We start from the raw sequence: 21,760 nt of genomic DNA, 5'->3' as shown, positions 1-21,760 counted from the left end.
GCTAAATTTAGCTTCCCTTTTTTTGTTTGGGGAGGTTTGTCTTAGAAACCTCCCATATCGTCATCGCCACCACCAAATCCGGTGTTAGGACGTTCACGTTTCTTTTGTTGGTTGAATCTGTAGATTAAAGATAAATTTACCTGACGTTGTCTCCATTGGTGTTCGCTGTAGGTTTCAATACCTTCTGTGGATCTTGTTGAACGGCGTTTTCTAGAGTTCAATAAATCTTGTGCATTTAATGAAATCGTTGCATTGTTTTTAAAGATGTCTTTACTAAAAGCTAAGTCTATAGAGAACATACCTTCGGTTTCGCCTTGAGCATTTGCGCTTGGTCCCATATAATGCATATTAGTTTGCCAATCTATATTTGAAGGTAAGCTTACTTTACTACTAAAACGTGCAAACCAACTGGTATTTTTCGTTCCGTAATCTATTCCGTTAAATTCACCTTCTTTTTCAAACTGGAAAAAGTTAAAGCTGGAATTAATTCTCAACCATTTTTCAGGATTATACATGATGCCAATTTCTCCACCTGTTCTAGTGTTATTCGATAAGTTTATTGGCATTCTTCTGGTAATTTGAATGCCGTCTGAAGTATAGTAACCTGTATTTTCCTGAATAAATTCGAAAGAATCAGTTTCGTACTGATAATAGATAGAAGAAGTTAAGGTTAATTTATCCCAACGTTTTAAGTAACCAATATCAAAAGCACTTGCAAAAGCAGGACTTAAGTTTGGATTTCCTTGAAAAACAGTTGTTCTACTTGAACGAGAAGGGAACGGGTTAATGAAAAATCCTCTTGGTCTGTTTATACGCCTATTGTACCCAAAAGAGATGTTCTCTTCAGAATCGTCACTATTACCTGCTAAATTGTAAATTAAATTTACAGTAGGAAATAGACCTAAATAGTTGTTGTTAAAATCGGTGTCTATTGGATATCCAAAAGCTGTTTGTAATTCTTCTTCGGTTAATCTAGAATCTATATTTCCCTTAAGTTGTGTGTTTTCTAAACGTAATCCTAAAAGGAATGAGAATTCACCAAATTTAGTCCCGTATTGAGAGTACACAGCATTTATGTTTTCTGTGTAATCAAAAATATTTGTAAGCGTGTCGTTTACAAAGAAACTACCATCATTAATGTTTTCTTGCTCTAAAACATAATCTGTTGATTTGTTTTTGAAGTTTCCACGATATCCTGCTTCAAAACGAGATTTGTCGTTTATAGGTAAAACGTAATCGGCTTGTAACAAGTATTCTTTTTCATCTTCAACCGAAAATATATTTTCATTCTGAAAGGCATCGGGATTAGTTTTGTCAGTAAAAATATAGTCTTCGTTAATGCGGGTTGATTTATCTTCAGACCCATTTTCATATTGGAAATCAGCTGTTAATTCATGCCCCTCATCATTAAATTTTGTAATATAATTTAATGCAAATTGATATTTGTTATCGTCTTCACTTTCTTGTTCGCTTCTAAGCGTTCGCTCGACTATACTTCCGCTGTTATAGCGGTCACTGGTGTTAAGGGATAAATCGTCGTCATTACCAAAGTTGTAAAATACACTACCGGTTATGGAAGTTTTATCTGATAAAAAGTATTCAATACCAGTATTAGCATTATAGTTTCTGTTTATACGATCTACATTCTGGTCTTCAATAATTCTTTCGTACTCCGGTAATGTTGTAACGCCATCAACTGTAGTTGCCGAATATTTACTATCGTTAAAACTGTTTCTTGGCGGAGCAGCGTATCTAAATCCTAAATTAGAGAATAAGTTGAATTTTTCTGTACGATAATTTAAGTTAGCGGAAACACCTACGTTATCCGGATTTCCCAATGTTAAATTGAATGAGCCATTAAAACCTAAAGTTTCTTTTTGTCGTAAAATGATGTTTAAAATTCCGGCGGTACCTTCGGCATCATATCGCGCTGAAGGCGATGTAATAACTTCAACACGTTCTATAGCTGAAGCAGGTAATTGACTGAAGATATTTGAGTCGGAGAATCCTGCCATAGCTGAAGGCTTTCCGTTAATTAGAATCTTTACATTTTCATTTCCTCTTAAACTAATAGCGCCTTCAACATCTACAGAAACCGATGGCACATTATTTAAAGCATCACTTACTGTCCCTCCGGCAGTAGTTAAATCCTTTCCGATGTTGTAAATCTTTTTGTCAAGTTTTATTTCAACGGTGGTTTTTTCAGCAATAACTTCAACTTCATCCAGTGTAGCAAGGTCTTCGGTTAAACCTATGGTTCCTAAATCTTCGTTTTTTGTGAGGTTCTTATTGCTAAGTGTAATTTTTTTATAGGAAATATATTCAATTGAAATATCGTAAATGCCTTTTGCAACTGGAATGCTAAAATTACCATTAGTATCTGTTATACAGCCATCGACTATTTTGTTTTCAGCTTTACTAAAAAAGGCAACGGTAGCGTATTCTAAAGGCATATTCATGTCTTTGTCGATTACCTTTCCGGTTATAATGATGTTTTTTTCGGCAACTGGATCAGTACTTTTTGGTTGTGCTAAAGCCGATAATACGGCGCCAAAAAGAGCAAAGGCAGTTAGTAGATATTTGGTCATAGTTGTTTTTTAAAGTGTTAGACTTCAAAAAAACATATAAGTTTAGTAGGGTTTTGTTAAAATAAAGTTAATTAGCAGGTTAACTTGGTGTTACAGGGTTTTGCTATTTTTTCTGAGTTAATAATAAAACTTGTGAAAAATTGGTATGACCTGCTGAAGTTGCCGCTTTTCCCATTTCTGTAATGTTATAGATAAAGGAGCCAAGCAGAACATCATCCTTTTTATCATTGTTAAAGTCTGCTATTTCCATAGTAAGCCATTTTCCGTCTTTAGCTTGTGGTAAATAGGAAGCCGTAAAATTCATTTTACCATCGTTTTGAAGATAAACAAAGCTCTCGCTGGGCTTGTCTAATTGCGAATAAAATGAAATTGCTACAATATCTAAATCGTTATCACCATCAAAATCACCCGTCATTACTTTACTACAACCGCTAAGAGGGAAGAAGTAACTTTCTTTAAAATGATTTTTCCCGTCGTTTAAATAAATTCTAAACCCATGATATGGCTTTTCGATAGGAGATAAATCCCAGTTATCACCATTACTAACTATTAGGTCGTTATAGCCGTCTTTATTAATATCTACAACTTCCAGGTAGCTAACACCATAAACAGGAGGGAATTCAACTATTTTTTCTTCTTCAAAAATATTATTCCCTTGATTGTAAAAAATAGATACTCTTTCAAAGGCTTGTGCCATTAAAGCAACCACATCGGGTTTTCCGTCTTTATTCATGTCTTTTATGTATGCTACACGAGCGCCAGGAAGGTAACTTAAAACATGTTCTTTATTTGGATCGAAACCATCAAACCAAGACAATTTTCCAGTGTAATTTCCGAAGTTGCAAACAACCACATCTTTTTTGTTATCGTTGTTTAAATCGCCGGAAACAAAAAATACAGGTCGTTTTAGGTTTTGAATAAAAATATTGTCTTTTTCATTTGGCGATGCATACAGACTGGCAAGCATTCCCTTTTCTTGGTCTGACGGCGCAAAATTTCCAATACCTAAAATTAAAGGAGATTTATTATCTCGAAATTCGGCGTGTGTTGCCGGACTGTTTAATTTCCAGTGTCCGGTTAGCTCTCCTGTGTTTTTAACAGCATAAAGGTTGTTGAAATCTCCAATATATAACTCTGAAGTTTTTTTATTGTATTCTAACATGGTAACCATTGGCATTTTGTTATCGCCTACCGTGATATACTGGGCTTCAAAAGGCATTAATTTATTATTTACAGGCGTATTGTTTTTGGCAATCGGAAGTTTTGAAGGCGCTTCTGTTTTGTAGTATTTTATGATTTTTTCCCAGTCGTCATCAAGAATAATTTGATTGTTTGGGAAAATATTCAGGCTTTTTATAATTTGAATTTCTTTAGGATCTAAATCTTTATAAGGATTTGTTTTAGGATCTTTAACGCCTAAACGAAGCCCCATATTAGGTAAGACCTTTTCTGTCCATGTAGTTTTGTCTAATAAGCTAGGTTCAGGGAAAAGGTGACACATTGTGCAGTATCTTTTTGCTAACTCTCGTCCGCCTAGTTGTTCTGTATTTTCTATTTTAGTAACAGGTACTGTGGTTGTTTTAGAATATGAAGTTAAGGTAAAAAAAAGTAATGCCGTTAGCATTACCAAAGGGAGGATATAAGCCAGTACTTTTTTCATGTTTAGGAAGGTCTGATTTAAAAAATAAATATAAATAAAAACCTTCCTAAATATGATTTCTGAATTTAAAAAATTTCAGCAATTTTTTCAGTTGGTCTGCCTATAACGGCTTTATTTCCGTTAATAACGATAGGGCGCTCAATCAACTTCGGATTTTCAACCATGGCCTTAATGATTTCTGCATCGGTAAGATCTTTACCTTTATAATCCGATTTCCAGATGGCTTCATTTGTTCTAACCAATTCTATTGGAGAAATTCCTAAAAGCTTGATAATTTCGGTTAATTCGGCTTCGGTTGGAACGTCTTCAAGGTATTTTACAACTTCGAAGTCTTTACCGGCGTCTTCTAAAAACTGAAGGCCTAAACGCGATTTACTGCATCGGTTGTTGTGATATATTTTTATCATGAGATGTGAATATTATAAGTTTTTAAATCTTCAATTAACTGTTCTGGACTTTTAAAATGAATACTGTTAATATTTAAAGCTTTTGCAGCTTCAATATTTCGAAGGTTATCGTCAATAAAAAGAGCGTTTTCCGGAGTGATATTGAAACGTTTCAAAGTGATTTCATAAATATCTTTAAATGGTTTTCTGGTTTTTTCATCACCAGAAACGACAATGCCTTCAAACCAATTTAAAAATTCAAAACGCTTTTGTGCAATAGGGAAGGTTTCGCTGCTCCAATTGGTTAAAGCCACCAATTTATGATTTTTAGATTTTATCAATTCTTCTAAAATAGTTACAGTTCCTTCAATGGCCCCGCCCAGCATCTTTTCCCAATCACCATAAAACATACGGATATAAGATTCGTACTCTGGAAACTTAGTGACTAAACCTTCGGTGGCTTGTGCTAAGGGATAGCCTGCATCCTGATTTTCATTCCAGTCGCTGGTACAAATGTTTTCTAAAAACCACTTTGACTTTTCTTTATCGCCGTTAAAAGCATCAAGAAAAACATACTCCGGATTCCAGTCAATTAGCACACCGCCTAAATCGAAAATTATAGTATTTATCATAGTGTATTATCTTCTTCAACTTTTTGTCCCATCATCATGAGATAGGCTTTTAAAAACGGACCAATGTTGCCGTCCATTACGCCATCTACGTTACTGGTTTCGTGTCCGGTGCGAACATCTTTAACTAATTTGTAAGGTTGCATCACATAGTTACGAATCTGACTTCCCCATTCAATTTTCATTTTGCCAGCTTCAATATCTTCACGTTGTGCCATTTGTTTTTGCAACTCAATTTCATAAAGTTGAGATTTAAGCATTTGTAAAGCTCTTGCACGGTTATCGTGTTGTGAACGCGTTTCTGAACATGAAATCTGGATCCCTGTAGGTTTGTGGGTTAATTGTACTTTGGTTTCTACCTTATTTACATTTTGCCCACCAGCACCACTTGATCTTGCGGTTGTAATTTCAATATCGGCGGGATTGATTTCAATTTCAATCGTATCGTCAACTAAAGGATACACATAAACTGAAGCAAAACTTGTGTGTCGTTTCGCATTACTATCAAACGGAGAAATACGAACCAAACGATGTACCCCGTTTTCACCTTTAAGCCATCCAAAAGCAAAATCGCCTTCAATTTCTAAAGTCACCGTTTTAATTCCGGCAACGTCACCTTCCTGAAAGTTTAATTCTTTAACCTTAAAGCCGCTTTTTTCGGCATACATTAAGTACATACGCATCAGCATACTTGCCCAATCGCAACTTTCGGTACCACCGGCACCAGCGGTAATTTGTAGTACAGCACTTAAGCTATCACCTTCATCAGAAAGCATGTTTTTAAACTCAGTATCTTCTAATAAAGTAGCAGCTTTGTTGTACTGATTTTGTACATCTTCTTCAGTAGATTCCCCTTCTTTATAAAATTCATAAAGAACATCTAAATCTTCAATAAGGGTTTTGATGGTATTGTAATCTTCAACCCATTTTTTCTTCACACGAAGCGATTTCATAATCGTTTCGGCAGTTTTTGGGTCGTTCCAGAAATTTGGGTCGAAGGTTTTTTCTTCTTCGTTTTGTATTTCAATAAGTTTTTTATCTACGTCAAAGATAGTGCCTTAGTTTGTCAAGGCGGGTATTAAGATCTTTAATTTGATCAAGAGTTATCATATGTCAATTTTATATTGTTTACCAATTATTGGCTTTTATTTTCAACAAAAATAAAATTTAAAGAAAGAGCAGAAAAGTATTGTAGTGATAATTTTATAGATTTACTCGATATTCGAGATTTAAACAGCCATTAAATGAAAATAGATTTACGAAGCGATACCGTTACAAAACCAAGTAAAGACATGCTTGAAGCTATGATGCAAGCTCAGGTAGGCGATGATGTATTTCGGGAAGACGAGACCATGAATGTCCTGGAAAAAAGGATAGCAGATATGTTCGGAAAGGAATCGGCATTGTTTTTTCCTAGTGGCACCATGGCGAATCAAACCGCAATAAAATTACATACCAATCCTGGTGAGCAGGTTATTTGCGATAAGTATGCTCATATTTATAATTATGAATCGGGAGGAGCGTCTTTTAATAGTGGTGTGTCGTGCAGGTTATTAGATGGACATCAGGGGATGTTTACGGCCGAACAAGTTCTTGAAGCTATAAATCCGGATGCTTATTATTATGCTAAAACCTCTTTGGTAGAAGTAGAAAATACAACGAATAAAGGTGGGGGTGCGTGCTGGGATTACGCTGCGTTAAAAAAGATAATGCAGGTTTGCAAAACACATAATTTAGGGTTTCATCTGGATGGAGCGCGTTTATGGCACGCACTGGTAGTGAAAAATGAAACACCTAAACAGCACGGTGATTTGTTCGATACGATTTCTGTGTGTTTAAGTAAAGGATTGGGGTGTCCTGTTGGTTCTGTTTTGGTTGGTGATTCCGATATTATGAAGGAAGCTTTAAGAGTTCGTAAAGTTTTTGGCGGAAATATGCGTCAGGTGGGGTATCTGGCAGCAGCCGGATTGTACGCTTTAGAAAACAATATTAACCGCTTAGCGGAAGATCATAAAAAGGCCAAGGAATTGGGTGAAGCACTTTCTAAATTATCAATAGTTAAGTTGGTAGAGCCTATCGAAACAAATATTGTGATTTTCGAATTGAATAAAGACGTAAATGAAAAGGCTTTTCTAAATAAATTAGAGGAAAATAATATCCATATTATCGGTATGGGAGGAGGTAAGCTACGCATGGTAACTCACCTCGATTATACCAATATTATGCATGAAAAGGTTTTGGAATGTCTTGAAACCTTTTAGAGGTTTTTTTTATTTAAAGAAATCCATGCCAGGAATGCTTGGCATGCCTTCTTTAGCTACAGCGGCTAACTCGGCTTCGTTTACCTTAGTCGCTTTTTCAATGGCTTTGTTAAGCGTTAGAATTAAATAGTCTTCAAGTTGTTCTTTGTCTTCTAAAAGCTCGTCGTCTATGTCAATGGTTTTAATTGTTCTATTAGCTGTAAGCGTGATTTTTAGTTTTTTATCACTGCTTGATTCGTCAATTAAAACGGTGTCTAAGCGTTTTTTTGTATCTTCAACTTTTTGTTGGGTTTCTTTAAGTTTCCCCATCATATTCATCATATCTCCAAACATAGTATGTAATTTTTTGTTACAAATTTAGGTATTCAAGAGCAATTTGAAATTAAATTTCCTGAAAAATGAAAAACATCAACATTATATTAATCATTAGCATTAATTTTGCAAACTCGTGTAAAAAAGAAGCGAAATGACAGAAAACAAAGTTTTAGCAACGCCTCCTGTGGCAACCGAAAAACCAAAAGAACTTACTATGCATGGCGATGTAAGGATTGACAAATACTATTGGTTAAATGAAAGAGAAAATCCTGAAGTAATTGATTATTTAAATGCTGAGAATGCGTATACCAAATCGGTTATGGAGCATACCGAAGGATTCCAAAAGGAGTTGTTTGAAGAAATGAAAGGCCGAATTAAAGAAGATGATACAACGGTTCCTTACAAGCTAAACGGTTACTGGTATATTACACGTTACGAAAAGGGAAAAGATTACCCTGTTTATGCCAGAAAGAAAGAAACACTAGAGGCACCTGAAGAGATTTTGTTTGATTGTAATGCTATGGCGGAAGGATACTCGTTTTTCAATTTAGGGAGCATTTCTATTAGTCCGGACAACACCATGGCGAGTTTTTCATTAGATACTGTTGGAAGACGTCAATACACAATTCAAATTAAAAATTTGGTTACCGGTGAAATTTACCCAGATAAAATCGAAAACACAACCAGTAGCAGTACGTGGGCAAGCGATAATAAGACTTTGTTTTATTGCGTGAAAGATGAGGTGACGTTGCGTTCTAGTAAAATTATGAAGCATAAATTAGGAGCAGAGGCTAAAGATGATGTAGAGGTGTTTTATGAAGCCGATGATACTTTTAATACGTTTGTTTATAAAACCAAGTCTAAGAAATTTATTGTTATAGGGTCTTCAAGTACTTTAACAACAGAATATCGTATTTTAAATGCCGATACACCCGATGGCGAATTTAGAATGTTTCAGGAACGTCAGCGTGATTTGGAATACAGCATTGCACACTACAATGATCATTTTTATATCATCGCAAATAATGATGGAGCGACCAATTTCAAACTTTTAAAAGCACATGAAGATGCCACAAGCATTGAAAACTGGGAAGAGGTTATTCCGCATCGTAAAGATGTTTTATTAGAAGATATTGAAATTTTTAAAGATTATTTAGTCGTTAACGAACGCGAAAACGGATTAAATAATCTTAGAATAATCAGTTGGGATGGAAGTGAAGATTACAATCTGCCATTCGAAAGCGAAGCGTATACAACATATATAGGTAATAATCCTGATTTTGATAGTGATGTGTTACGTTATGGTTATAATTCTTTAACCTCGCCAAGTTCGGTGGTTGATTATAACTTTATAACAAAAACCAAAGACATTAAAAAAGAACAGGAAGTTCTAGGCGGAAAGTTCAATAAAGAAAACTACGAATCTAAGCGTGTCTGGGCTGCGGCACGCGACGGGGTAAAAGTACCTATCTCTTTAGTTTATAAAAAAGGGACCAAGTTAGATGGCACAAGTCCTTTATTACAATACGCCTACGGTTCTTATGGGCATACTATTGATCCGTCGTTTTCATCGGTACGATTAAGTTTGTTAGATCGCGGATTTATTTATGCCATTGCGCATATTCGAGGTGGAGAATATTTAGGACGCGACTGGTACGAAAACGGAAAACTGTTAACCAAGTTAAATACGTTCTACGATTTTATCGATTGTTCGAAATATTTAATTGAACAAAATTATACATCTGCAGACCATTTGTATGCTTATGGAGGTTCTGCCGGAGGCTTATTAATGGGGGCTATAATGAATATGAATCCGGAGTTGTATCACGGAATCATAGCTGCCGTACCTTTTGTAGATGTTGTTACCACAATGTTGGATGATACAATTCCATTAACAACAGGAGAGTATGACGAGTGGGGGAATCCGAATGAAGAGGAATATTATCACTATATGAAATCTTATTCACCATACGATAATGTAGAAGCTAAAGCGTACCCGAATACTTTAGTAACAACAGGTCTACATGATTCTCAAGTGCAATATTGGGAACCGGCTAAATGGGTAGCGAAGTTACGCGAGTTAAAAACCGATTCTAATAAATTGTTATTGCAAACCGATATGGATTCGGGGCACGGTGGAGCTTCAGGGCGCTTTGAAAGTCTAAAAGAAGTTGCGTTAGAATACGCCTTTTTATTAGATTTAGAAGCAAGTTATGGTCAGTAAAAAAAAAAAACTTATTTTTGTCAGGTTTTAGGTTGCAAATATTTTCAGTAATATTACCGTAGCTTATAAAAAGCATTTATGAAAAACAAAAAACAGGTTTTCGATAATGTATTAGATTTAGTGGGTAACACACCGCTAATCAAGCTTAATAGAATGGTCTCAAATTTTAAAGGAAATTTCTACGCAAAAGTAGAAGCTTTTAATCCTGGGCACTCTTCTAAAGACAGAACAGCACTTTACATTATTGAGCAAGCAGAAAAGAAAGGTATTTTAAAACCAGGCGATACCATTATTGAAACAACATCGGGAAATACTGGTTTCAGTATAGCCATGGTAAGTATCATTAAAGGCTATGAGTGTATTTTAGCAGTAAGTTCTAAATCTTCACCAGATAAAATAGACATGCTAAAAACCATGGGAGCAAAAGTATATGTTTGCCCTGCTCATGTTCCTGCCGATGACCCAAGATCGTATTACGAAGTTGCAAAGCGTATCCATGAAGAAACACCTGGATCAATCTACATTAATCAGTATTTTAATGAATTGAATATTGATGCGCATTACGATTCTACAGGGCCGGAAATATGGAATCAAACCGAAGGTAAAATCACGCATTTAGTAGCTTGTAGTGGTACTGGAGGAACAATTTCAGGAACAGCGAGATACTTAAAGGAGCAAAACCCTAATATTAAAGTTATAGGAGTTGATGCGTTTGGTTCTGTAATTAAAAAATACCACGAAACAAGAGAGTTTGATGAAAAGGAAATCTACCCGTATAGAATTGAAGGTTTAGGTAAAAACCTGATTCCGGGAGCTACAGATTTTGACGTTATAGACACTTTTGTTAAAGTAACAGACGAAGAAAGTGCGCATGCAGCAAGAGAATTGGCGAGAACAGAAGGATTGTTTTCAGGATACACTTCAGGAGCTGCTATGCAAGCCATAAAACAACTTGATGAAAGTGGGGAATTTAAAGATGGCGACCAGATAGTTGTTATTTTCCCAGACCACGGATCGCGTTACATGAGTAAAGTTTATAGCGATAAATGGATGCAGGATCAAGGCTTTTTTGATTCTCAAAATGAGGTTACTGCAGAAAATATTCAGTACATAAAATAAGTGCAAAAACAATATATATAAAGAGATGATAATTGTTTAAAAAACAATAAATCATCTCTTTATTTTTTTTGTAAATAATTGAACCCTAAAAATTATGTACAAAGAATTTAAATATTTAATTTTGCAGCAGCTAACTAAGAACTATAAAGCTTTCTTTTAACAGGCTAAAACAAGGGAGAAGCCCCGTGTTACCTAGTAAAAGCCACTTCAAGTTAATAGTTTAAGCTTAATTTTAATAGCAATAAGATTTATAATAAATGAAGGATTTATTTGAAAAAATTTATAAAGACAAAGGTCCATTAGGAAAATGGGCATCTCAAGCTGAAGGCTATTTTGTTTTTCCAAAATTAGAAGGTCAGATTTCAAACCGAATGAAGTTTCAAGGGAAGGATGTTATTACCTGGAGTATTAATGATTACTTAGGTTTAGCTAACCACCCTGAAATTCGTAAAGTAGATGCAGAAGCTGGTGCAGCTTATGGATCGGCTTATCCAATGGGAGCAAGAATGATGTCTGGTCATACAGATCTTCATGAATTACTTCAAAAAGAGTTAGCAGAATTTGTAAACAAGGAAGCTGCGTATTTATTAAACTTTGGTTACCAAGGTATGGTGTCGACTATCGATGCATTGGTTTCTAAAGATGATATCATTGTTTACGATGTTGATGCACACGCTTGTATTATTGATGGTGTTCGTTTACACATGGGTAAACGTTTTACTTACAAACACAATGACGTTGAAAGTTTAGAGAAAAACTTAGAGCGTGCAACTAAAATGGCTGAGCAAACCGGAGGTGGAATTTTAGTGATTTCAGAAGGTGTATTTGGTATGCGTGGTGAGCAAGGTAAATTAAAAGAAATTGCAGCGCTTAAAAAGAAATATAACTTCAGATTCTTAGTTGATGATGCTCATGGTTTTGGTACTTTAGGTAAAACTGGTGCTGGAGCAGGTGAGGAGCAAGGTGTACAAGACGACATCGATGTGTACTTCGCAACTTTCGCTAAATCTATGGCTGGTACAGGTGCATTTATTGCAGCAGATCAGGAAATCATAGATTATTTAAAATACAACTTACGTTCTCAAATGTTTGCAAAGTCTCTACAAATGCAATTAGTTGTAGGTGCTAGAAAACGTTTAGAAATGCTTAAAACTATGCCAGAGTTAAAAGATAAACTTTGGGAAAACGTTAATGCATTACAATCTGGTTTAAAAGAAAGAGGTTTCGATATCGGAACAACTCAAAGTTGTGTTACTCCAGTTTATTTAAAAGGAAGTATCCCTGAAGCGATGGCTTTAGTTAAGGATTTGCGTGAAAATTACGGAATTTTCTGTTCTATCGTGGTGTATCCTGTAATTCCTAAAGGATTAATTTTATTAAGATTAATTCCTACCGCTACGCATACTTTAGAAGATGTGAGAATTACTTTAGATGCTTTCGATGGCATTAGAGAAAGATTAGAAAACGGAACTTACAAGCGTTTATCTGCAGCTGTAATGGCAGCAATGGGTGAGTAATTATTCCGTTTTAATAGATAAAAAAAACGCCGCTTAATTTTAGCGGCGTTTTTTTGTTGTTATAAGTTCTTTTTATACGTTCGTCTGCGCGCATAAACTTTAGAATCGAAATGTTTCCAAATCTGCCTTATGGCTATATTGTCGTCTAATTCAGGAGTTCTTACACAGGTTTCAACACCTTTTTCCTTGAATGTTTCGTAAAATTCATTAAAGATTAGTGCATGAACACCTTTGTGTTGATAATCGGGATGCACACCGATTAAATAGAAAATCGCACTTTTGCTATTTTTCTTAGCACGTAAAATATGGGCGAATCCAAAAGGAAATAATTTACCCTTCGCTTTTTGTAAAGCTTCAGCGAATGACGGAAGTACAACAGCGAAGGCTATTAAGTTATCGTCTTTATCTACTACAAATTTGATGTATTCTGGATTGACAAATCCGATGAATTTCTTTTTAAAATATTCTTTTTGAATATCGGTAACGGCAACGAAAGACGATAGTTTAGCATAGGTGTCGTTAAACAAATCGAACATACGATCTACATAAGGCATCACTTCAGAAGTTTTAGTGAAGTTTAACGCTTTTAGCTGATACCTCCTGGTAACAATATCGTTGAGTTTTAAAAATACTTTAGGATCTACAACATCAAAAGAAAAGCTACTTTCAGAATACGATTTTTCAATATTGTAACCTAAGGCTTCATAGTGCTTTATATAATAAGGATGGTTGTACCAGGTAACCATGGTAGCTCTGTTTTCAAATCCGTCATACATAACACCAACTTTGTCTAAATTTGAAAAACCAACTGGACCTTCAGCATATTCTAAACCATGAGAGCGGCCTATTTCTTCAACTTTATTTAACAAGGCTTTAGAGACCTCTAAATCGTCGATAAAATCGAACCAGCCAAAGCGCATTTTTTTTACGTTTTGGCCATTAACCTCAAGCCAGTTTATCATGGCAGAAACTCGCCCTACAATTTCATTATTCTTATAAGCTAAAAACAATGTGGCTTCTGCATCGTTAAAAACAGGATTTTCGTTAACATCGAACGTTTTGGCTTCTTCTGAAATGATGGGTGGTACCCAATATTTTGAGTCTTTGTAAAGCTTAAATGGAAACTTAACAAAGTCTTTTAAATCTTTTTTAGTTTTAACTTCTTTTATTGTAATCATAAAGTGCTTTTAAAGCCGCAGGATTAATTAAAGTCTACGGTTTCGCGTTTTTGTTTTGAATTAATCAAGTCGGAATCTCCTTTCTTGTTTTTATTTCGGCGAGATCTGCGTTGGCCTTCATCTTCAGCCGATGTCCCGTTATCAATTTCCTTATATGGGTCCTGGTGAAAATCTAAACGGTACGACATTCCAAAATTGACACCAAATACAGATGGGGTATCTTTTGTGTTTAAAGTCATGGCTGTGTCTAGCTGAAAGTTTTCACTTAACAAATAGGCTCCACCAAATCTAAACAGATTGTCGGCATAGAAATCGCTTTTTATCCCTTGTGTTTCTGCAAAAATAACCCATTTTGGACTAAAGGAGTGGGTTAAGGTTAAAATATATTGAAAGTCGGATTGATCTGTACCAATACGGTCTTTAATAAAGTTTGTAATGAACACAAAACCGCCTGCAAAATTGTTTTGAGTTGCAATCATGACTTTAGGGCTAAAACCTTCAATACCCACCGCTGTATATGGGTTTTTATCGGTGTCGTAATTTACCCCGGCATAAACTGAAACCGCAGGAATTAAATGTTTCCATTTAAATTTGTGGTTAGCTTTCCAACTGTATAAATTAGGTTTGTCCTCTTCTGCATTTTTATAAGGGTCGAAAACTAAATATTTGGCGCCCACGGTTAAAAATTTGAAGTTCGCTCGTTTGTCTTCAGCGTCTATAGTCGAAGTATATGTTTTGGTGTCACTTTGAAAAGTGCCTTCTACATATAACTCCAGTTGCTCCCATAACAAACCATAACGCGCAGCAAAATCGACACCAAAACCTTCCACTTCATAGCTAGGTGCAGGTGTTCTTTTTTCGTTTATAAAATAAGGCCCAGCTTCAAATTGCAAGACATTTGTTCCTACAGAAAAAGCACTTCTGGAAGCACCTGGTCGGTTAGAATTTATAACGTCGGTGTATTGGGCAAAGCCTTTGGCGGCTATTAAACTAAGTGAAATAAACAGAGTAGATTTGATTAGCTTCATAATGTTGAGTTTAATTTTCGCATTATCAAAAAGATAAAACGAATACAGTATTTATACCGCTTTAGGCATTTCAAATATAGAGATTTTATAGTTTTTTTATCATTTTTGAACGTTTTTTAAGCATATAGAATTGTATTTTTGTTAAAAAGAATTTTATGATACAGCAAGCATCGGTGAACGGATTGATACGAATGATTTTGATAATTATTCTTGTGTATTACGGAATAAAAATCATTTCAAGGCTATTAACGCCGTTCCTTATAAAATATGTTTCTAAAAAAGCAGAACAAAGATTCGGTGGGCAATTTGGTAATTTTCAGCAACAACGCCAACAGGAGCCTTCAAAAAAGGAAGGAGAGGTAACTATCGATAAAATGCCAAATAGAAAATCTTCAAATAAAGAGGTTGGTGAATACGTGGATTACGAAGAAATTGACTAATTTTCGCACTCATTGATTTAAACCATTTTCATGCAATTTTCATTAAAAAAAGGACTCCCACATTTATTAGTTATTTTAGGGTTTGTTATTGTTGCGCTAGCATATTTTAACCCGATTTTAAAAGGAAAGAAAATTTTTCAGAGCGATATCATGCAATATATAGGCATGAGTAAGCAACAAAATGATTTTAGAGAAGCAACAGGTACCGAAACCTATTGGACGGACAGTGCTTTTGCCGGGATGCCTACTTATCAGTTAGGGGCAAAATATCCGCATAATTATATTAAACAATTAGATTTAGCTTTACGTTTTATTCCGCGTCCGGCTGATTATTTATTTCTATATTTTTTAGGCTTTTACATCTTACTTTTGGTGCTAAAAGTCGATTTTAAACTCGCCGCTTTAGGGGCTTTGGCCTTTGGTTTTTCAACGTATTTAATTATTATTCTTGGGGTTGGGCATAATAGTAAAGCACATGCTATAGCCTATATGCCATTGGTACTAAGTGGTATTATTTTAACTTTTCAGCGAAAATATTTAGGAGGATTTTTACTGACAACTGTTGCGATGGGGCTGGAGTTGGTTGCAAACCATTTCCAAATGACTTACTATTTAATGTTTTTGGTCATTATTTTAGGAATCGCTTATTTGGTTGATGCATACAAAAGGAAAACCTTACCAGACTATTTTAAAGCTATTGCTGTATTAGTTGGGGCGGTTGTTTTATCGATAGCTTTAAATGCTACGAATATTTTAGCTACCCAAGAATATGTAAAGGAAAGCAAACGAGGAAAAAGCGAATTAACTATTAATCCTGATGGTTCACCTAAGGTTGCAACTACAGGTTTAGATAAAGACTATATTACACAATTTAGTTACGGAATAGCCGAAACATTTAATCTGTATATCCCAAGATTTATGGGAGGCGGAAACGGAGAAGATGTTGGTAAAGATTCTGCAACTTACGATGCTTTTAGAAAGTTAGGAGCAACCACTACACAAGCAGCTCAGGAAGCTAAACGTGCACCGATGTATTGGGGAGAGCAACCAATAGTTGAGGCTCCTGCATATATTGGAGCAGTTGTACTATTTTTATTTGTACTGGCTTTGTTTTTAGTGAAAGGCCGTTTAAAATGGTGGTTGGTTGGCGGAACTGTATTTTCATTACTATTATCTTACGGAAAGAATTTTAGTTTACTAACCGATTTCTTTATTGATTATGTACCACTTTACAATAAGTTTAGAGCAGTAACATCTATTCAGGTGTTACTGGAATTGTGTGTTCCGGTGTTAGCTGTTTCCGGACTGGTAAAGTTATTTAAAGACGAAAATACTAAAGAAGAAAAGTTAAAAGCTTTAAAATATACTGTTGGTATAACTGGAGGAATAGCTGTTTTATTCTTGTTATTTAAGACTTCCTTATTCGATTTTGTTGGTGTAAACGATGGATTCTACCGTCAGAATTATGGGCCAGATTTTGTTGAAGCTTTAAAGGCCGATAGAAAAACATTATTTACTAACGATACGATAAGAACTTTGGTTTTGGTGCTGTTATCAGCCGGAGCGGTTTACATGTTCTTAAAAGAGAAGTTTAAACAACAAACCGTTATTTTTGTTTTTGCAGCCTTGATTTTATTTGATTTGGTAGGTGTCGACAGACGCTACGTAAACAATGACGATTTTGTCTCGGCGAGAGAAGTCGATAAGCCATTTACAGCTAATGCGATTGATAAGGAAATTTTAAAGGATGACAGTCATTTTAGAGTTTACGATTTAGTTTCGGGGCCATCAAAACCTTCGTATTTCCATAATTCTTTAACGGGTTATAATGCTGCTGAATTACGCCGCTATAATGATGTGTTCGAATTTTATGTTGCTAAAAACAACATGAATGTACTAAATTTATTAAACACCAAATATATTATTGCTCAAGATAAAGAAGGACAGATGTTCCCTTATGTAAATGATGAAGCTAATGGTAATGCCTGGTTTATTGAAAGTTTTAAAACCGTTGATAATCCTAACCATGAAATCTTAGCTTTAGATAAGTTGGACAATAAAAAACAGGCGGTTTTGAATACCGTTGATTTTGGAAATACCTTCAAATCTGAAATTCCAAACTACACAGTAGATTCAACCGCAACCATAACTTTGGTTGAACAACAACCTAATTATTTAAAATATCAGTCGGATAACAAAAATGATGGTTTTGCTGTATTTTCAGAAGTGTATTATGGAAATGGTTGGAAAACGATTATCGACGGTAAAGAGGCTTCGCATATTCGTGTAGATTATACGTTACGCGGTATGGAAATTCCAGAGGGTAAACATACAATTGAGTTTAAGTTCGACCCGGATGTGGTGAAAACCGGAAGTACAATAACTTTAGCGGGCTCATTACTTTTTGCTTTGCTATTGGTTGGTGGATTATTTTACGAGTTTAAAAAGAAAAAGGAAACTATTGCCTAAAAAAGTCCTCATAATAAGCTATTACTGGCCTCCTGCTGGAGGTCCCGGAGTTCAACGTTGGTTAAAGTTTGTAAAATACTTACCAGATTTTAATGTTGAGCCGATAGTTTATATTCCTGAAAATCCTAATTATCCACTTCTTGATGAGAGTTTGTTAGAAGAAGTTTCTAACGATGTAACAATCATCAAACAGTCGATTAAAGAGCCATATAAACTGGCGAGGTTATTTTCAAAAAAGTCGTCGAAAGCCATTAGTAAGGGGATTATTCCGGAACAAAAAAAGCAGAGTTTAACTGAAAAACTTTTGCTGTTTGTACGTGGAAACTTTTTTATTCCTGATGCGCGTAAAGGATGGGTAAAACCTTCGGTTAAGTTCCTTTCAGAATATATTTCAAAAGAACATATTGAAACTATTATAACCACCGGGCCACCACATAGTATGCACTTAATTGGTTTACATTTAAAAACTAAATTAGGCGTGAAATGGCTGGCCGATTTTAGAGATCCGTGGACAACGATTGGATACCATAAGCAGTTAAAATTGACGTCCTCTTCAGCTAAAAAACATAAGGCTTTAGAAAAGGAAGTTTTAAATTCAGCTGATGAAATTATTGTAACCAGTTTTACTACAAAATCTGAATTTGAAGCAATCACAAACAAACCTGTTCATGTTATTACCAATGGTTATGATTATGAGCCTTTGGAGGAATTTACAATGGATTCTAAGTTTTCTTTGGCGCATATAGGGTCATTATTATCAAAGCGTAATCCGGAAGTTTTGTGGCGTGTGTTACGCGATTTAAGGAATGAAAGTGATGGCTTTGCCAAAGACTTTCAGTTGAATTTAATAGGAGCAGTAAGTGAAGATGTGTTAAGATCTATGAATAGATATGGTTTAGATAATTGTATTAAAAATATAGGCTATGTATCACATCAAAAGGCGATAAAGCATCAAAAGCAATCGCAATTATTGCTGCTTATTGAAATTGATTCAGACGAAACCAAATGCATTATTCCAGGAAAGCTTTTTGAGTATATGGTGTCTAATCGACCAATTATAGCCTTAGGTCCTAAAGATTCAGATGTCGAGACCATTATTAAAGAAACCAACACAGGTAACTACTTTTACTATAACAGTTACAGTTCATTAAAATCTGTTATTTTAGAACATTATAAGGCATTTAAAAATAACGAATTACAAGTGCACGCCATTGGTCTGCAAAAATACAGTCGCAAGGCATTAACCAAATCGCTATCAAATTTGATTTAAATGGGTATTGTTGCTTCACAATCTGTAAAAAATATCATTTCTACTTACTTAGGTTTTTTTATTGGAGCTATTAATACCTTGTTCCTCTATACCAAATTTATGAGTGATGAGTATTATGGAATGGTGGGTTATATGTTGTCGTTAGCTTATGTTATAATGCCAGTAATGGCTTTTGGGGTGCATAATACTATTGTCAAGTTTTATTCATCTTTTAAAACAAGAGTATCGCTTAACAGCTTTTTAACATTGATGCTTTTTCTACCGATCATAGTTACTATTCCATTAACTGTTTTAGGAATTTTTAGTTATGATACCATTGCCGGATTTCTGTCAAAGGAGAATGTAATCATTAAAAATTACTTATGGCATACCTTTATTATAGCGATAGCCTTAGCGTATTTTGAAGTGTTTTTTGCCTGGGCAAAAGTACAGATGCAAACCGTGTTTGGGAATTTTATGAAAGAGGTTTTTCATAGAGTAGGTGCTATGATACTTTTGTTTATGTTGCATTTTGAAGTTATAGGTATTGAACAGTTTATGCAAGGACTGGTTTTGGTTTATATTATTCGAATGTTAATTATGAAACTTTACGCATTCAGTATTAAATGGCCGGTGTTGACCTTTAAAAAGGTGAATAACCTGAGCAGTATTTTAAAGTATTCATTTTTAATCATTATTGCAGGTTCTATTGCCACGGTATTGTTGGATGTCGATAAGGTAATGTTAGGTCATTATATTCCTATTGAAGAAATAGCCTATTATAATGTGGCAATTTTTATTGCAGCGGTTATAGCGGTGCCACAAAGGTCAATGCATCAAATTTTGCTGCCACTATCGGCAAAATATATCAATGAAAAAGATATTAAATCACTTGAAGATTTATCAAAGCGTAGTTCACTTACCTTATTTGTGGTTAGCGGATTAATTTTTTTATTAATCGTTTTAAACATAAAGCAGTTGTATCACATCATACCGGAAGAGTTTAGTGATGCACTGTTTGTAGTCATTATTATTAGTGTGGCTAAATTATACGATGCGCTTTTAGGAAGTAATAATGCTATTTTATTCAACAGCAATTATTACAGGATGGTATTATTACTTGGGGTTATTCTTGTGGTATTAATGGTGTTACTAAATGTTATTTTTATCCCGTTATTAGGAATAAATGGCGCGGCATTAGCAACGTTTTTAGCAATGTTTTTATACAATACGATTAAGCTGATTTTTGTTTACAGGAAATTTAAAATTTTACCATTTACAGCTAATACTTTAAAAACTGGTGGTGTTATAGTTTTGGCAGTTATTCTATTCTTTTTCTGGGATTTTCCGTTTCACCCGATTTTGAATATTAGTTTAAAGTCAGCTTTAGTTGGGCTGATTTATGTTTATGTTATTCATAAGTTTAAATTATCGGATAATATTTCTTCACTTCTCGATAGATTTATCAAACTTAAATAATATAAAAAAGAAACCCCCTCGAAGTTGCTTTAGGGCGAACATATCGAAGGGATTTCTAAACTAACCAACCAAAATTTTAAGATCGTCTGTTATGTGAATTTGCCGATCTGTTATTTTCTTTACTATTATTACCTCTCGTGTTAGATGCCATTGGTTTACTTTTTGAACCTTGGTAAACATTTGAACTTCTTTGTTGTGTTGCTCTTGATTTATCATTTGATCTTTGAGCTATTTGAGAGGACTTTCTTGTGTCTCTACTATTGTTATTATATATACGAGTATTATTACTGTTTGGTTTTTGTGTTACTCGATTTTGTTCGTAATTTCTTGAATTGTTATTTCTAACCGCTTTGTTATCTCTATAAACGTTATTCTTTCCAGAATTATTGCGATTAACGTCTGGTTGATAGGTTCTATTAGAACTTCTGTTAACCGTTTTATTGTTATAATTTCTATTGTTATCTGCTGTATAACGGTTTGAATTTATGTTTTTAGGACTTCTGTTAACAGTAGCATAACCACTATTTCTTTTAATGGTATTACCATTTCTGTTGGCAACCGAAGTTCTTGGTCTATAATTGTTATAATACGGTCTGTGGTATTTGTAACGTACAGGTTTATAGTACTGTCTGTAAGGTCTGTTATACACTACACAGTAATCACGGGCAGGAATACTGTAGTATCTGTGCCAAGGTCTGTATACATAATGTCTGTTATATACATTAATGTATCCGGTACAGTGCGAAAACACGTTGTATCTGTTGTAATGAACATATAGTCCACCAACACGGGTTACAAATCCGTAGTTATTGTAATTTATATTTACATGACCTACTTGTGATACGCGACCAAAGTAATCGTAATAAATTGGTGTGTTTTCAATTTGAATAATAGCTCCAAATTCATCGTATTGCACATAAGCGTTATAATCGTAACCAGAATTAAAACTGATGTTGAAATTTGGTGATCCAACCGATACGTTTAGTTGCGAATTGTTTCCAAGTATGTTAAAGTCGAACTGTCCATCTCTAAATACTGAAAACTCAATACCGTTTTCAACAAATATGAAAGAATTACCATAACCTCTGTTATAAATGGTTGTTTCTGCATGTTCTGTATTGGTGGTTGTGGCTGCATGAGTAGTGAAGCCTGTAAGGACTAAACCTGCTAATAAGAATATAAACTTTTTCATAATTGCTCGTTTTTTATGTTACGCTT

17 protein-coding genes are annotated in these 21,760 nt (G+C 34.7%); 8 read left to right on the top strand and 9 right to left on the bottom strand.

Annotation, left to right across the window (positions count from 1 at the left end):
- Positions 1 to 41: 41 nt before the first annotated feature.
- The 5 genes from NO995_RS10575 to prfB form a co-directional block, all read right to left on the bottom strand.
- The gene (locus NO995_RS10575) at positions 42 to 2,588 is read right to left on the bottom strand and encodes an outer membrane beta-barrel protein (RefSeq protein ID WP_258227487.1); all 2,547 of its coding nucleotides are present in this window, start codon (positions 2,586 to 2,588) and stop codon (positions 42 to 44) included.
- Positions 2,589 to 2,691: 103 nt separating this feature from the next.
- Positions 2,692 to 4,248: a VCBS repeat-containing protein gene (locus tag NO995_RS10570; RefSeq protein WP_258227486.1), complete on the bottom strand. Its 1,557-nt coding sequence runs from the start codon at positions 4,246 to 4,248 to the stop codon at positions 2,692 to 2,694.
- A gap of 65 nt (positions 4,249 to 4,313) precedes the next feature.
- On the bottom strand, positions 4,314 to 4,655 hold the full coding sequence (arsC, locus tag NO995_RS10565) for an arsenate reductase (glutaredoxin) (protein WP_258227485.1): 342 nt from the start codon (positions 4,653 to 4,655) through the stop codon (positions 4,314 to 4,316).
- Positions 4,652 to 5,266 (bottom strand): HAD family hydrolase, encoded by a 615-nt coding sequence (locus tag NO995_RS10560; protein ID WP_258227484.1) that lies wholly within the window; start codon positions 5,264 to 5,266, stop codon positions 4,652 to 4,654. The genes arsC and NO995_RS10560 overlap by 4 nt, the downstream gene beginning before the upstream one ends.
- Positions 5,263 to 6,373 (bottom strand): peptide chain release factor 2 gene (gene prfB, locus NO995_RS10555; protein ID WP_258227483.1). Its coding sequence is split into 2 segments (ribosomal slippage): positions 5,263 to 6,309 and positions 6,311 to 6,373, totalling 1,110 coding nucleotides; the frame shifts between segments, so codons are not numbered across the junction. Before prfB ends, NO995_RS10560 begins: the two co-directional genes overlap by 4 nt.
- Before the next feature lie 134 nt (positions 6,374 to 6,507).
- Here prfB and NO995_RS10550 point away from each other — a divergent pair.
- Entirely contained in the window at positions 6,508 to 7,524 is a 1,017-nt protein-coding gene (locus NO995_RS10550; RefSeq protein ID WP_258227482.1) for a low specificity L-threonine aldolase, read from the top strand.
- A gap of 9 nt (positions 7,525 to 7,533) precedes the next feature.
- Here NO995_RS10550 and NO995_RS10545 read toward each other — a convergent pair whose 3' ends face one another.
- Positions 7,534 to 7,857, bottom strand: a complete 324-nt coding sequence (locus NO995_RS10545; RefSeq protein WP_240572970.1) for a YbaB/EbfC family nucleoid-associated protein — start codon at positions 7,855 to 7,857, stop codon at positions 7,534 to 7,536.
- Between the two features lie 133 nt (positions 7,858 to 7,990).
- Between NO995_RS10545 and NO995_RS10540 the strand changes: the two genes are divergently transcribed.
- From NO995_RS10540 to NO995_RS10530, 3 genes are all read left to right on the top strand, one after another.
- A complete protein-coding gene (locus NO995_RS10540; protein ID WP_258227481.1) occupies positions 7,991 to 10,063 on the top strand; it encodes a S9 family peptidase in 2,073 nt (690 codons plus the stop codon).
- A 78-nt stretch (positions 10,064 to 10,141) separates the two neighbouring features.
- Positions 10,142 to 11,182: a PLP-dependent cysteine synthase family protein gene (locus NO995_RS10535; RefSeq protein WP_258227480.1), complete on the top strand. Its 1,041-nt coding sequence runs from the start codon at positions 10,142 to 10,144 to the stop codon at positions 11,180 to 11,182.
- Between the two features lie 257 nt (positions 11,183 to 11,439).
- Positions 11,440 to 12,699, top strand: a complete 1,260-nt coding sequence (locus NO995_RS10530; protein ID WP_188215769.1) for an aminotransferase class I/II-fold pyridoxal phosphate-dependent enzyme — start codon at positions 11,440 to 11,442, stop codon at positions 12,697 to 12,699.
- 59 nt (positions 12,700 to 12,758) lie between these two features.
- Here the strand turns inward: NO995_RS10530 and NO995_RS10525 are convergent, their stop codons facing one another.
- Together NO995_RS10525 and NO995_RS10520 are read right to left on the bottom strand one after the other, a co-directional pair.
- Complete coding sequence (locus tag NO995_RS10525; protein WP_258227479.1) at positions 12,759 to 13,877, bottom strand: GNAT family N-acetyltransferase; 1,119 nt, start codon at positions 13,875 to 13,877, stop codon at positions 12,759 to 12,761.
- Positions 13,878 to 13,900: 23 nt separating this feature from the next.
- The gene (locus NO995_RS10520) at positions 13,901 to 14,905 is read right to left on the bottom strand and encodes a transporter (RefSeq protein ID WP_258227478.1); all 1,005 of its coding nucleotides are present in this window, start codon (positions 14,903 to 14,905) and stop codon (positions 13,901 to 13,903) included.
- Positions 14,906 to 15,060: 155 nt separating this feature from the next.
- Here NO995_RS10520 and NO995_RS10515 point away from each other — a divergent pair, with 155 nt between their 5' ends.
- The 4 genes from NO995_RS10515 to NO995_RS10500 are packed head-to-tail and all read left to right on the top strand — an operon-like array spanning position 15,061 to position 20,542.
- Positions 15,061 to 15,345, top strand: a complete 285-nt coding sequence (locus NO995_RS10515; RefSeq protein ID WP_258227477.1) for a DUF4834 family protein — start codon at positions 15,061 to 15,063, stop codon at positions 15,343 to 15,345.
- Positions 15,346 to 15,375: 30 nt separating this feature from the next.
- Complete coding sequence (locus NO995_RS10510; protein ID WP_258227476.1) at positions 15,376 to 17,814, top strand: YfhO family protein; 2,439 nt, start codon at positions 15,376 to 15,378, stop codon at positions 17,812 to 17,814.
- Positions 17,807 to 19,084, top strand: a complete 1,278-nt coding sequence (locus tag NO995_RS10505) for a glycosyltransferase family 4 protein (RefSeq protein WP_258227475.1) — start codon at positions 17,807 to 17,809, stop codon at positions 19,082 to 19,084. The genes NO995_RS10510 and NO995_RS10505 overlap by 8 nt, the downstream gene beginning before the upstream one ends.
- Entirely contained in the window at positions 19,085 to 20,542 is a 1,458-nt protein-coding gene (locus tag NO995_RS10500; protein ID WP_258227474.1) for a lipopolysaccharide biosynthesis protein, read from the top strand.
- 76 nt (positions 20,543 to 20,618) lie between these two features.
- On the opposite strand, the gene NO995_RS10495 is transcribed toward NO995_RS10500, so the two are convergent.
- Positions 20,619 to 21,734 (bottom strand): hypothetical protein, encoded by a 1,116-nt coding sequence (locus tag NO995_RS10495; RefSeq protein ID WP_258227473.1) that lies wholly within the window; start codon positions 21,732 to 21,734, stop codon positions 20,619 to 20,621.
- Positions 21,735 to 21,760 lie beyond the last annotated feature (26 nt).

Source organism: Aestuariibaculum sp. M13 (genome assembly GCF_024723255.1).
GTDB lineage: Bacteria > Bacteroidota > Bacteroidia > Flavobacteriales > Flavobacteriaceae > Aestuariibaculum > Aestuariibaculum lutulentum.
The sequence above is the reverse complement of the archived record's forward strand: the minus strand, read 5'-3'. Positions and strand labels throughout refer to the sequence as shown.